11 protein-coding genes are annotated in these 13,517 nt (G+C 62.7%); 7 read left to right on the plus strand and 4 right to left on the minus strand.

The window, feature by feature from the left end; translation table 11 throughout:
• Positions 1 to 3: 3 nt before the first annotated feature.
• From LQ249_RS09420 to LQ249_RS09440, 5 genes are read left to right on the plus strand one after another with little or no spacing between them, the layout of a single operon-like run.
• On the plus strand, positions 4 to 951 hold the full coding sequence (locus LQ249_RS09420) for an ABC transporter permease (protein WP_046384288.1): 948 nt from the start codon (positions 4 to 6) through the stop codon (positions 949 to 951).
• Positions 948 to 1,805 (plus strand): ABC transporter permease, encoded by an 858-nt coding sequence (locus tag LQ249_RS09425; protein ID WP_017848862.1) that lies wholly within the window; start codon positions 948 to 950, stop codon positions 1,803 to 1,805. The genes LQ249_RS09420 and LQ249_RS09425 overlap by 4 nt, the downstream gene beginning before the upstream one ends.
• Positions 1,802 to 2,758 (plus strand): ABC transporter ATP-binding protein, encoded by a 957-nt coding sequence (locus tag LQ249_RS09430; protein ID WP_169863928.1) that lies wholly within the window; start codon positions 1,802 to 1,804, stop codon positions 2,756 to 2,758. Before LQ249_RS09425 ends, LQ249_RS09430 begins: the two co-directional genes overlap by 4 nt.
• Positions 2,755 to 3,726 carry an ABC transporter ATP-binding protein gene (locus tag LQ249_RS09435; RefSeq protein WP_232566412.1) on the plus strand — a complete coding sequence of 324 codons (972 nt, stop codon included), beginning with the start codon at positions 2,755 to 2,757 and terminating at the stop codon, positions 3,724 to 3,726. The genes LQ249_RS09430 and LQ249_RS09435 overlap by 4 nt, the downstream gene beginning before the upstream one ends.
• Before the next feature lie 47 nt (positions 3,727 to 3,773).
• Complete coding sequence (locus tag LQ249_RS09440; RefSeq protein ID WP_134939678.1) at positions 3,774 to 5,288, plus strand: ABC transporter substrate-binding protein; 1,515 nt, start codon at positions 3,774 to 3,776, stop codon at positions 5,286 to 5,288.
• A gap of 118 nt (positions 5,289 to 5,406) precedes the next feature.
• Here the strand turns inward: LQ249_RS09440 and LQ249_RS09445 are convergent, their stop codons facing one another.
• The 4 genes from LQ249_RS09445 to LQ249_RS09460 all read right to left on the minus strand — a co-directional run bounded on the left by LQ249_RS09445 (position 5,407) and on the right by LQ249_RS09460 (position 9,018).
• The gene (locus LQ249_RS09445) at positions 5,407 to 6,147 is read right to left on the minus strand and encodes a YciK family oxidoreductase (RefSeq protein WP_017848858.1); all 741 of its coding nucleotides are present in this window, start codon (positions 6,145 to 6,147) and stop codon (positions 5,407 to 5,409) included.
• Between the two features lie 102 nt (positions 6,148 to 6,249).
• Positions 6,250 to 6,921: an N-acetylmuramic acid 6-phosphate phosphatase MupP gene (gene mupP / locus LQ249_RS09450; RefSeq protein WP_026140262.1), complete on the minus strand. Its 672-nt coding sequence runs from the start codon at positions 6,919 to 6,921 to the stop codon at positions 6,250 to 6,252.
• Between the two features lie 4 nt (positions 6,922 to 6,925).
• A complete protein-coding gene (gene ubiG, locus LQ249_RS09455) occupies positions 6,926 to 7,624 on the minus strand; it encodes a bifunctional 2-polyprenyl-6-hydroxyphenol methylase/3-demethylubiquinol 3-O-methyltransferase UbiG (protein ID WP_017848856.1) in 699 nt (232 codons plus the stop codon).
• Between the two features lie 62 nt (positions 7,625 to 7,686).
• Positions 7,687 to 9,018 carry a TRZ/ATZ family hydrolase gene (locus LQ249_RS09460; protein ID WP_046384283.1) on the minus strand — a complete coding sequence of 444 codons (1,332 nt, stop codon included), beginning with the start codon at positions 9,016 to 9,018 and terminating at the stop codon, positions 7,687 to 7,689.
• 109 nt (positions 9,019 to 9,127) lie between these two features.
• On the opposite strand from LQ249_RS09460, the gene mtnA reads away from it, so the two are divergent.
• Entirely contained in the window at positions 9,128 to 10,204 is a 1,077-nt protein-coding gene (gene mtnA, locus LQ249_RS09465; protein ID WP_057003757.1) for an S-methyl-5-thioribose-1-phosphate isomerase, read from the plus strand.
• A 423-nt stretch (positions 10,205 to 10,627) separates the two neighbouring features.
• Complete coding sequence (gene gyrA / locus LQ249_RS09470; protein WP_017848853.1) at positions 10,628 to 13,282, plus strand: DNA gyrase subunit A; 2,655 nt, start codon at positions 10,628 to 10,630, stop codon at positions 13,280 to 13,282.
• The last annotated feature ends 235 nt before the right edge of the window (positions 13,283 to 13,517 follow it).

Below are 13,517 nucleotides of genomic sequence, written 5' to 3' on the forward strand. Positions count from 1 at the left end.
CGGATGAACCTGGCGCGCTACCGCTTCGTGCTGACCCGGCCGCTGCAATTGCTGCCGGTGCTGTTCGGCATCAGCCTGATCACCTTCGTGCTGGTGCGCTCGATTCCCGGTGACCCGGCGCGCGCGCTGCTCGGCTCGCGCAGCACGCCGGATGCGTTGCTGAAGATCCGCGCACAGTTCGGGCTCGACCAGCCGCTGTGGCTGCAATATTTTTACTTCTTGAAAAACCTGCTCAAGGGCGACCTCGGCCAATCGCTGTTGTACAAGGTCGACGCGTTGAAGCTGATCGTCACCCGTATCGAGCCGACCCTGGTGCTGGTGCTCGGCAGTGTGTTGCTGGCGCTGCTGATCGCAGTGCCGCTGGCCACCGTCGCGGCGCGTCGCAAAGGCGGCTGGGCGGACAACCTGATCCGCGTGTTCACCACCGTCGGCCTGGGCATGCCGGCATTTTGGCTGGGGTTGATGCTGATCCTGCTGCTTAGCGTGCAATGGGGCCTGTTTCCGGTGTCCGGCTACGGTCGCACCTGGCTGGACAAGGCGCACCATATGGTCCTGCCGTGCCTGACCATCGCCCTGGCCCTGTCGGCGGTGCTGGTGCGCAACCTGCGGGCGAGCATGTTGATGGAGTTGCAGGCGGACCATGTCACCGCCGCCCGGGCGCGCGGGTTGTCGGAAGCGGCGGTGTTTCGCCGGCATGTACTGCCCAATTCCCTGGTGCCGACGGTCAACCTGCTGGCGGTGAATATCGGTTGGCTGATCAGCGGCACGGTGGTTATCGAAAGCCTGTTCGCCATTCCCGGCATCGGCCAGTTACTGGTGCGCGGCATCTTTACCCGCGACTACATGGTGGTGCAGGGCGTGGCCATGGTGCTGGCCTGTGCGACGGTGGTGGTCAACTTCGTCGCGGATGTGGTGACCGTCGCCCTCGACCCACGGGTGAAGATGCAATGAGCACTCGTCCACTGATCGCGCCATGGCGCTTGCGCCTGCGCTTTGGCTTGCGCGACGGGCGGCTGACCGCCGCGTGGGGGTTGCTGATTCTGTTGACGTGGCTGGGCCTGGCGTTGTTTGCGCCGTGGCTCGCGCCGTTCGACCCGATCGCGCAGAACACCGATCTCAGCTTGCTCGGGCCGAGCCTGGGCCATCCCTTCGGTACGGATAATTATGGCCGCGATATTCTCTCGCGGGTGATCTGGGGCGCACGCATCGACCTGCAATTAGCGATTGTCGGGGTGATCTTCCCGTTCATGATCGGTACCTTTATCGGCGCGGTCTCCGGCTATATCGGCGGGCGTTTCGACAGCGTCTGCATGCGCGTCATCGACGTGATCCTGGCGTTCCCGTTCCTGGTGTTGATGCTGGCAATCATGGCCATCCTCGGTCCGGGCTTGAAGAGTTTCTATATCGCCATGGCGCTGGTGGGCTGGGTGTCGTATGCGCGGTTGATCCGCTCGCAGATCCTAGTGCTCAAGGAAAGTGACTTCGCCCTGGCGGCCAAAAGCCTCGGCTTTGGCCATGGGCGCATTCTGTTCCGGCACTTGCTGCCGAATGCGATGTTTGGCTCGATTGTGTTTTCCATGTCTGACGCGGTGCTGGTGCTGCTCAACGGCGCAGCGGTGAGTTACCTGGGCCTGGGCGTGCAACCGCCGACCGCCGAGTGGGGGACGATGGTCGCCGAAGGGCAGGCCTTCATTACCACCGCCTGGTGGATCTGCACCTTTCCGGGGCTGGCCATCGTGACCCTGGCCATGGGCTTCAGCCTGCTGGCCGATGGCGTGGCGCAAGTGTTGGGAGAGCGCCCATGAGCCTGCTGCAAGTGCGCGACCTGAGCGTGATCGCCAACAATGCCGGGCGCGACGTGACCCTGGTCGACCGCGTCTCCTTCGACCTGGCCGAAGGCGAGATCCTCGGCCTGGTAGGCGAAAGCGGCTCGGGCAAGACCATGGCCTGTCGCGGGCTGATCCGCCTGTTGCCGTCGCCCAACCTGCGCGTGCAGGGCGGCGCGGTGCGCCTGGCCGGCCAGGACTTGCTGCCACTGGACGACGTAGGCATGCGCGCAATCCGTGGCGGGCAATTGGGCATGATCTTCCAGAACCCCAGCAGCCACCTCGACCCGCTGATGCGTATCGGCGAGCAGATCGCCGAGGGCATCCGCCTGCATCAAGGCGCGTCGAAAAAAGACGCGCGCCGGCAAGCCATCGAGGTGTTGCGCCAAGTGGGCATTCCCGATCCCCAGGCGCGGGTCGACAACTACCCCCACGAGTTTTCCGGCGGCATGCGCCAGCGCGCCATGATCGCCGTGGCATTGGGCTGCAACCCGACAGTGCTGATTGCCGACGAACCCACCACGGCCCTCGATGTGACCGTGCAGGCGCAAATCCTGCGGCTGTTGCTGGAGCTGCGCGACCAGCGTGGCTTGTCGATCATCATGATCACCCACGACCTCGGCGTGGTGGCGCAAACCTGCGACTCCATCGCGGTGATGTACGCCGGGCGCCTGTGCGAGCACGCCAGTAAATACGAGTTGCTCGCCCATCCCCGACACCCGTACACCGCGGGGCTGATCGATTGCCAGCCGGCCCACAGCAGCGGCCACGCCTTGCTGCGCACCATTGCTGGCCAGCCGCCGTTGCTCGATGCGTTGCCCGTCGGGTGCCGCTTCCACCCGCGTTGCCCGCAAGTCGGCAGCCTGTGTCGCGAACGCTTGCCGGAAGGTGCGCGGGTGGCCTGTCACTATCCGTTGGGAGATCGCCCATGAGCCTGTTGCAGATCAAGGACCTGGAGGTACGGTTTGCCGCGTCCGGCAGCGGGATGTTCGGCCTGCACAAACAGTGGGTGAGGGCGCTCAACGGTGTGTCGCTGAACCTGGCGGCGGGCGAGACCCTGGGGCTGGTGGGCGAATCCGGCAGCGGCAAAAGTACCCTCGGCCGGGCGATTCTGCACCTCAACCCGATCAGCGCCGGGCAGGTGCTGTTCGACGGCATCGACATGGCCCACGGCAGCGCCGTCGACATCGCCCGCCTGCGCCATGAAACCGCGATGATCTTCCAAGACCCGTATGCCGCGCTGAACCCACGCCACACCATCGGCGAAACCCTTGCCGAAGTGTTGCGGGTGCAGCACAAAGTCGCGCCGCAGCAGATCGCGCGGCGTGTCGACGAGTTACTCGAGCTGGTCGGCCTGCGCCCTGAATTGGCCGCTCGCAAGCCCGGTTCCCTCAGCGGCGGCCAGTGCCAGCGAGTCGGCATCGCCCGGGCGCTGGCGGTGGAGCCGCGCTTGATCGTTGCCGATGAATGCGTGGCGGCACTGGATGTCTCGATCCAGGGGCAGATCATCAACCTGTTGCTGGAGCTGCAACAGCGCATGAACCTGGCGATTCTGTTCATCGCCCATGACCTGGCCATCGTGCGCCGCCTGTGCGACCGCGTGGCGGTGATGTACCTGGGCCAGATCGTCGAGGAGGGGCCGGTGGAAGCGGTCTTCACTTCACCGCGTCACCCGTATACGGCGGCGTTGATCCAGGCGATTCCCGAGATCGATCCGCATCGGCCGTTGCCCACGGAGCCCTTGCCTGGCGAGCCGCCGAGCCCGCTGAATTTGCCTACAGGCTGTGCTTTTCACCCGCGTTGCCGGTATGCCCAGGCCATGTGTTCCGTGGTGTTGCCGCCGACCCATTTCCTGCACGAGCATCGGTACAGTTGCGTGCTTGAAGAACCTTTGCTTTGACCCCTGCCATTCTTGAACAACCGCCGTTATAAACAAGGAGTTATGACATGCAATCGCGCCACTTGAAGTTGCTCGCCGCCGCCACATTGACCGCCTGGTCGCTGACCGCCGGTCTTGCCCAGGCCGCCGGTGTTCTCACCATCGGTTGCCGGGAAGACAGCACCACGTTCGATCCGATCAAAAGCGCGCAAAACCGCGACACCTGGGTCTTTGCCAACGTCTACGACACCCTGGTGCGCGTGGACAACCTGGGCACCAAGATGGAGCCGGGGCTGGCTGAAAGCTGGGAGATTTCCAAGGACGGCCTGACGTACACGTTCAAGCTGCGTGCGGCGAAGTTCTCGGATGGCTCGCCGATCACCGCGGAGGATGCGGCGTTCAGCCTGTTGCGCATCCGTGACAACAAGGCCTCGCTGTGGAGCGACCCATTCAGCCTGATCGACACGGCCAAGGCCGCCGGCCCGCAAACCCTGGTGGTGACGCTGAAGACCCCGGCGGTTGCCTTCCTCTCGCAACTGGCGTCGCCGACGGTGTCGATCCTGTCGGAAAAGGCCATGAGCAAAATGGGCGAAGACGCCTACGCGGAAAACCCGGTGACCTCCGGCGCGTTTACCGTGGGCGAATGGCGCAAGGGCGATCGGGTGATCCTGAAGAAAAACCCGAACTTCTGGCAGGCCGGGAACGTCAGCCTGGATGGCGTGGAGTGGGTCTCGGTGACCGACGACAACACGCGCATGCGTATGGTGCAGAACAACGAGCTGGACACGGCGATCTTCGTACCGTTCTCCCGGGTTGAAGAACTGAAGAAAGACAAAAACGTGGTGATCCATTCCGACCCGTCCACCCGCGAAGATCACCTGCTGATCAACCACGAGCACGGCCTGCTGGCCAAGCCGGAAGTACGCCAGGCGCTGGACATGGCCATCGACAAACAATCGCTGGTGAAGACGGCCACTTACGGTCAAGGCACCGTGGCTTATTCCTACATCCCCAAAGGTTCGTTGTACCACTACGCCAACAACCTGCAGCGCCCGTATGACCCGACCGCGGCGAAGAAACTGCTGGCCGACGCCGGCGCCAAGGACTTGAAACTGAACTACGTGGTCAACGCCGGCAACGAAGCCGACGAGCAGATCGCGGTGATCATCAAGGACCAGTTGGCCAAGGTCGGCGTGACGGCCAACCTGCAGAAAGTCGACCCGACCCAAAGCTGGCAGATGCTGGTGGACGGTGAGTACGATATTTCGGTGATGTACTGGACCAACGACATCCTCGACCCGGACCAGAAGACCACCTTCGTGCTGGGCCACGACACCAACAAGAACTACATGACCCGCTACAGGAACGACAAGGTCAAGGAACTGGTCGCCGCCGCACGCATCGAGGCCGACCCGGCCAAGCGTGAGCAGATGTATGTCGACCTGCAGAAACTGGCGAAACAGGATGTGAACTGGATCGACCTGTACTACAGCCCGTACATCAACATCTCACGCAAGAATGTGAGCAACTTCCTGCAAAACCCATTGGGTCGCTTCACCCTCGAGGAAGTCGTGAAAAACTAAAGAACACCGCTAAATAAATGTGGGAGGGGGCTTGCCCCCGATGGCGGTGGGTCAGTCACAGATGCAGTGACTGACACCCTGCTATCGGGGGCAAGCCCCCTCCCACATGTGTCGGCCGTTACTGCGCGTCGAACGCTTGCCCGTTGATCCCGCTGCTGTCCGGCCCCATCAGGTACAGGTACACCGGCATGATGTCTTCCGGCGCCGGGTTGTCGGCCGGGTTTTCCCCCGGGTACGCCTGGGCCCGCATGCTGGTGCGCGTGGCGCCGGGGTTGATGCTGTTGGCCCGTACTGGCGCAACGGTGTCGAGCTCGTCGGCGAGGGTTTGCATCAGGCCTTCGGTGGCGAATTTCGATACGCCATAGGCACCCCAATACGCCCGGCCCTTGCGCCCGACGCTGCTGGAAGTGAACACCACCGAGGCGTCCTGGGACAGCTTGAGCAGCGGCAACAGCGTGCTGGTCAGCATGAACATCGCGTTGACGTTGATGTGCATCACCCGCATGAAGTTCTCACCGGACAACTGCTCGATCGGCGTGCGTGGGCCGATGATCGAGGCGTTGTGCAGCAGGCCGTCGAGGTGGCCGAATTCCTTTTCGATCATCGCCGCCAGCTCATCGTATTGATGGGGCAGGGCGGTCTCCAGGTTGAACGGGATCACCACCGGTTGCGGGTGGCCGGCGGCTTCGATCTCGTCGTACACCTGGGCCAGGTTGGCTTCGGTCTTGCCCAGCAGCAGCACGGTCGCGCCATGGGCGGCATAGGTTTTCGCCGCCGCCGCGCCAATCCCGCGACCGGCACCGGTCACCAGGATGACACGGCCTTTGAGCAGTTCGGGACGTGCAGAGTAATCAAACATAAATAGCCTCGACAAAATTCACTAGGTGACCAACACCGAGCTGGAAAACACTGAAGATCCCCTGTGGGAGGGGCTTCATAGGTCAGCAAGACCGGTAGACCATCAGCAACTGCACAGCGCGTTATCCAGCACCTTGCGCAATTCCAGCGGGTGATCCACCACCACATCCGCGCCCCAGTGACGTGGGTTGTCGTCCGGGTGGATGTAGCCATAGGTGACCGCTGCCGTGCGGGTGCCGGCGTCGCGGCCGGACTCGATGTCGCGCAGGTCATCGCCGACGAACAGCACGCTGGCCGGGTCCAGGTTGAGCATCTGGCACGCCAGGATCAGCGGCTCCGGGTGCGGCTTGCTGTTCGTCACGTGGTCTGGGCAGATCAGCAGCGCCGAGCGCTCGGCCAGGCCCAGCTGCTGCATGATCGGCTCGGCAAACCGCAGCGGTTTGTTGGTGACCACGCCCCAGATCAGCTTGGATTTTTCGATGTCTGCCAGCAGCTCGGCCATCCCGTCGAACAACGCGCTGTGGATCGCGCAGCCCTTGAGGTAGCGCTCGAGGAACTCCAGGCGCAGTTCTTCAAAGCCCGGGGATTCCGGGTCCATCGAGAAGGTCACGGCGACCATCGCCCGCGCGCCGCCGGAGATTTCATCGCGGATATGCTGATCGTTGATCGGCGCCAGGTCACGGTCGGCGCGCATCGCCTGGCAGATGGCGATAAAGTCCGGCGCGGTGTCCAGCAGGGTACCGTCCATATCGAAGAGAACCGCTCGCAACTTCACAGGCTTACTCCTCGCGCAGGGTCTGGATCATGTAGTTGACGTCGACGTCGCTGGCCAGCTTGTAGTGCTTGGTCAGCGGGTTGTAGGTCAGGCCGATGATGTCCTTGACGCTCAGCCCGGCCTGACGGCTCCAGGCGCCCAGCTCGGAAGGGCGGATGAATTTCTTGAAGTCGTGGGTGCCGCGCGGCAGCAGCTTCATGATGTATTCGGCGCCGATGATCGCGAACAGGTAGGCCTTGGGGTTGCGGTTGATCGTGGAGAAGAACACCTGGCCGCCGGGCTTGACCATGCGGAAGCAGGCGCGGATCACCGAGGAGGGGTCCGGCACGTGTTCGAGCATTTCCAGGCAGGTGATCACGTCGAACTGCTCGGGCATTTCCTCGGCCAGGGCTTCGGCGGTGATCTGGCGGTATTCGACGTTCACCCCGGATTCCAGCTGATGCAACTGGGCCACGGCCAACGGCGCTTCGCCCATGTCGATCCCCAGCACCGTGGCGCCGCGCTGGGCCATGGCTTCGCTGAGGATGCCGCCGCCGCAACCGACGTCCAGCACCTTCTTGCCGGCCAGGTTGATGCGTTCGTCAATCCAGTTGACCCGCAGCGGGTTGATGTCGTGCAGGGGTTTGAACTCGCTTTCGCGGTCCCACCAGCGGTGGGCCAGGGCTTCGAATTTGGCGATTTCGGCGTGGTCGACGTTGCTCATGGTGGTTCCTCTAAATCGGATAAATCGGTTTGTCGGCCCTGAACACGGGTTCAGGACCGGCGTTATTCGCGGTGCCCGCTGATGCGCTGGCCCCAGGCAATGGCCATGGCGGTCAACTGTGGTTCATCCATGCGGGTCAACTGCCGGTTGTCGAGCAACTGCTTGCCGGCGACCCAAAGGTGTTTCACGCTATCGCGTCCGGTGGCATATATAAGCTGTGAGACCGGATCGTAGATCGGTTGTTGCGCCAGCCCCGAAAGATCAAAGGCGACGATATCCGCCGCCTTGCCGACCTCCAGCGAGCCAATCTCGCCCTCCAGGCCCATGGCGCGGGCGCCGTTGAGGGTCGCCATGCGCAAGGCACGGTGGGCATCCAGGGCGGTCACCGAACCGGAGACGGCCTTGGCCAGCATCGCGGCGGTACGGGTTTCGCCCAGCAGGTCGAGGTCATTGTTGCTGGCGGCGCCATCGGTACCGATGGCCACATTGACGCCAGCCTGCCACAGACGCTCCACCGGGCAGAAGCCGCTGGCCAGTTTCAGGTTCGATTCCGGGCAATGGATGACGCTGGTGTTGCTTTCTACCAGCAAAGCCAGGTCGTCCTCGCTGATTTGGGTCATGTGAACGGCCTGAAAGCGCGGGCCCAGCAGGCCAAGCCGGCCGAGGCGCGCCAATGGGCGTTCGCCGGTCTGCTCGACAGACTGTTGTACCTCGAACGCGCTCTCGTGCACATGCATATGGATCGCCGCGTCCAGCTCCTCGGCGATCACCCGGATCTTTTCCAGGTTGGCGTCGCTCACGGTGTAGGGCGCGTGCGGGCCGAAGGTGATCTTGATGCGCGGGTGATGCTTGAGGTCGCCGAACAACTCGATGCCCTGGCGAATCGCCTCGTCGGCGCTGCTGGCGCCGGGAATCGGGAAGTCGAGGATCGGAATCGCGATCTGCGCGCGCATCCCGCTGTTGTGGACGCAATCACTGGCGACCTTGGGAAAGAAATACATGTCCGAGAAGCAAGTAATGCCACCCTTGAGCTGTTCGGCGATGGCCAGGTCGGTGCCGTCGCGCACGAAGGCTTCATCGACCCACTTGGTCTCGGCGGGCCAGATGTGTTTTTCCAGCCAGGTCATCAGCGGCAGGTCATCGGCCAGGCCGCGAAACAGGGTCATCGCCGCGTGGCCGTGGGCGTTGATCAGGCCGGGGCTGAGCAGCATGCCCGGCAGCTCGCGCACTTCACTGGCGGAAAGTTTCAGCGCCGCGGCCCGCGGGCCGATAAAGGCAATGCGCCCATCGCGGATGCCCAGGCCATGCTCCTTGAGCACCACGCCGGCGGGTTCGACAGGTACCAGCCACGTCGGCAGTAGCAATAAGTCGAGCGGGGCGGCAGTGGAGGTCATCGCAGGCTTCTTCCCGGGCAGCAATAAAAGAAGGGCGAAGTATACCCGAGCGTCCTGGCTGGCGGATCGCTATAATCGGCGGCTTTTGTTCATGAGTGCGGGGTGAGGGATGCGCGATCGACTGTTGGCTGCGGAGAAAGTGAAGGCCATCGATTGGCGCGATGGCGCACTGCACCTGCTCGACCAGCGTGTTTTGCCGTCCCGGGAAAGCTGGGTGACCTGCTCCACGGTCGATGAAGTGGCCGCGGCCATACGCTCGATGGTCGTGCGCGGCGCAGCGGCCATCGGCATCAGTGCCGCCTACGGCCTGGTACTCGCCGCCCGCGAACGGATCGCCGAGGGCGATGACTGGCAGGCTGGATGGGAAGAAGACTACGCACTTTTGGCCGATACCCGCCCGACCGGCGCAAACCTGCTCTGGGCCCTCAAACGTATGCGCGACCGCCTGGACCGTCTCAAACAGCACGCCGATCCGCTGGCGGTGCTGGAGGCCGAAGCCATCGCGATCCATGAGAGCGATCGCGAAGCCAACGTCGTCATGGCTCAGTTGGGCGTCGAGCGGATTCGCAAGCACCAGGGCAACGCCCAGGCGATCCTGACCCATGGCAACGCAGGCGCCCTGGCCACAGGAGGCGTCGGCACGGCCCTCGGCGTGATTCGCGCGGCCTTTCTGGAGGGTCTGGTCGAGCAGGTCTATGTCAACGAAACCCGGCCATGGTTGCAAGGTTCGCGGCTGACGGCGTGGGAATTGGCTGGCGAGGGGCTGCCCGTCACAGTCAATGCCGACTCGGCGGGCGCGCATATCCTCAAGACCAAAGGCGTGACCTGGGTGATCGTCGGTGCCGACTGCATTGCGGCCAACGGTGATGTGATCGGCAAGATCGGCACTTATCAATTGGCGGTCTGCGCCATGCACCATGGCGTGCGTTTCATGGTGGTGGCGCCGAGTTCGACCCTGGACCTGATGATGGCCTCCGGCGATGACGTGGCCCTGGAAGAGCGCGCTGCGGGCGAGTTGCTGGACGTCGCCGGGCAGCGTTTTGCTGCGGATGTGAATGCCTTCAATCCGGTGTTTGATGTGACCCCGGCCGACTTGATCGACGTGATCGTGACCGAAAAGGGTGTTGTCGAACGGCCTGACACGGCCAAGCTCGCCAAGTTGATGTGCCGTAAACGCCTGCATTGAGGGCTTTGGTGGTTGTTAGATTGCCATCGGGAGCAAGCTCCCTCCCACATTTGACTGTGTTCACAATTTGAGTGTGGCAGGGGGCTTGCTCCCGATTGGCCTTGAAAGGCCATAGTTTCTTCGGATCTGCCGCGCAAAAACAGCACCACCCCGGCTCTAAGCCCCTCTCGTCGTCCTCAAGCCTGTCATCCGTCAACTTACTATGCTCCATGCCCGTCAGGGGGATAGGTGCGTGGCGGCGATTGTGATAACATCCGGCGGTTTCCAGGGTCGCCCCGAGGGGCTGCCTTTAACGTGCAGATCCGTGTCATAACTCGTTGATTTGTCGTAAGTCGTTGCCAGGCACCATGCCGGCAGCGGCGAGCTTCGTTCGTCCCATATGGATGTGACGAGGTTTCACCCGAAAAAGGAATCAGGCTTCTCATGGGCGAACTGGCCAAAGAAATCCTCCCGGTCAATATCGAAGACGAGCTGAAACAGTCCTACCTCGACTACGCGATGAGCGTAATTGTCGGTCGGGCACTGCCTGATGCGCGCGATGGCTTGAAGCCCGTGCACCGGCGTGTGCTGTTCGCGATGAGCGAGCTGGGTAACGACTGGAACAAGCCGTACAAGAAATCTGCCCGTGTTGTCGGTGACGTGATCGGTAAGTATCACCCTCACGGCGACACTGCGGTGTACGACACCATCGTTCGGATGGCCCAGCCGTTTTCCCTGCGCTACCTGCTGGTAGACGGCCAGGGCAACTTCGGTTCGGTCGACGGCGACAACGCCGCGGCCATGCGATACACCGAAGTCCGCATGACCAAGCTGGCGCACGAGCTGCTGGCCGACCTGCACAAAGAAACCGTGGACTGGGTGCCGAACTACGACGGCACCGAGATGATCCCGGCGGTCATGCCAACCCGTATTCCCAACCTGCTGGTCAACGGCTCCAGCGGTATCGCCGTGGGCATGGCCACCAACATCCCGCCGCACAACCTCGGTGAAGTCATCGACGGTTGCCTGGCCCTCATCGACAACCCCGAGCTGACCGTCGATGAGCTGATGCAATACATCCCGGGCCCGGACTTCCCGACCGCCGCGATCATCAACGGTCGCGCCGGCATCATCGAAGCCTATCGCACCGGCCGTGGCCGCATTTACATGCGCGCCCGCTCGATCATCGAAGACATCGACAAGGTCGGTGGCCGCCAGCAGATCGTCATCACCGAGCTGCCTTACCAGTTGAACAAGGCGCGTCTGATCGAGAAGATCGCCGAGCTGGTCAAGGAGAAGAAGCTCGAAGGCATCACCGAGCTGCGCGACGAGTCCGACAAGGACGGTATGCGCGTCGTGATCGAGCTGCGTCGTGGCGAAGTGCCTGAGGTGATCCTCAACAACCTCTACGCCCAGACCCAGCTGCAAAGCGTGTTCGGTATCAACGTCGTGGCCCTGATCGACGGTCGCCCGCGCATCCTGAACCTCAAGGATCTGCTGGAAGCCTTCGTCCGTCACCGTCGCGAAGTCGTGACCCGCCGCACCGTGTTCGAACTGCGCAAGGCCCGCGAGCGCGGCCACATCCTGGAAGGCCAGGCGGTTGCGCTGTCGAACATCGACCCGGTCATCGCCCTGATCAAGGCTTCGCCGACCCCGTCGGAAGCCAAGGAAGCGCTGATCAAGATGCCGTGGGAATCCAGCGCCGTGGTGGCGATGGTTGAACGCGCCGGCGCTGATTCCTGCCGTCCCGAGACCCTCGACCCGCAATACGGTCTGCGCGACGGCAAGTACTTCCTGTCGCCGGAACAGGCCCAGGCCATCCTCGAACTGCGCCTGCACCGCCTGACCGGTCTGGAGCACGAGAAGCTGCTGGCCGAGTACCAGGAGATCCTCAACCAGATCGGCGAGCTGATCCGCATCCTCAACAGCGCCGTGCGCCTGATGGAAGTGATCCGCGAAGAACTGGAAGTGATCCGCGCCGAATACGGCGACGTGCGCCGCACCGAAATCCTCGATGCGCGTCTCGACCTGACCCTGGGGGACATGATCCCGGAAGAAGAGCGCGTCGTGACCATCTCCCACGGTGGCTATGCCAAGACCCAGCCATTGGCTGCGTACCAGGCCCAGCGTCGTGGCGGTAAAGGCAAATCGGCTACCGGCGTCAAGGATGAGGACTACATCGCTCACCTGCTGGTCGCCAACAGCCACACCACGCTGCTGCTGTTCTCCAGCAAGGGCAAGGTGTACTGGCTGAAAACCTACGAAATCCCGGAAGCCTCCCGTGCCGCCCGTGGGCGTCCGCTGGTCAACCTGCTGCCGCTGGACAGTGATGAGTACATCACCACCATGCTGCCGGTCGATGAATACACCGAAGGTCACTTCATCTTCATGGCCACCGCCAAGGGCACCGTGAAGAAGACCCCGCTGGAATCCTTCAGCCGTCAACGCAGCGTGGGCCTGATCGCCCTGGAGCTGGATGAAGGCGACGTGTTGATCTCCGCAGCCATCACCGATGGCGAGCGTGAAGTCATGCTGTTCTCCGATGGCGGCAAAGTGACGCGCTTCAAAGAATCCGACGTGCGTGCCATGGGTCGTACCGCCCGCGGTGTGCGTGGGATGCGCCTGCCGGAAGGGCAGAAGCTGATTTCCATGTTGATCCCGGAAGAAGGCAGCCAGATCCTCACCGCTTCGGCGCGTGGTTATGGCAAGCGCACCGCCATCAGCGAGTTCCCGGAGTACAAGCGTGGCGGCCAGGGCGTTATCGCCATGGTCAGCAACGACCGCAACGGCCGTCTGGTTGGCGCGGTACAGGTACTCGATGGCGAGGAGATCATGTTGATTTCCGACCAGGGCACCCTGGTGCGTACCCGTGTCGCTGAAGTATCGAGCCTGGGCCGTAACACCCAGGGCGTGACGCTGATCAAGCTGGCCAACGACGAAACGCTGGTTGGCTTGGAACGCGTCCAGGAACCGTCGGAAGTCGAAGGCGAAGAGCTGGAAGGCGAGGCATTTGACGGCGAGGTGATCGCAACCGGCGATGACAGCGTCGACGAGCCGACCCTCGACGCTGCCGCAGACGAAGAAGAACCGCAGGAATAAGCGGACAAACAGGGGGGCGGATGAAGATTCGCCCCTTGTTGTTTGTCACCTTTGAAATATCAATGCTCCCCCTGTAGGAGCGGGCTTGCCCGCGAAAATCGTCAACGATAACGCGTGCATCCTGGATAAACGCGGTGATCTTGTGTTTTTCGCGGGCAAGCCCGCTCCTACAGGCAGCGTTAGCAGTTAATATTCGATTTATTGCACCACCCCCACCAGATCAGAGTGAGATTGG

This window comes from Pseudomonas sp. 7-41, assembly GCF_021233075.1.
GTDB classification, from domain to species: Bacteria; Pseudomonadota; Gammaproteobacteria; order Pseudomonadales; family Pseudomonadaceae; genus Aquipseudomonas; species Aquipseudomonas veronii.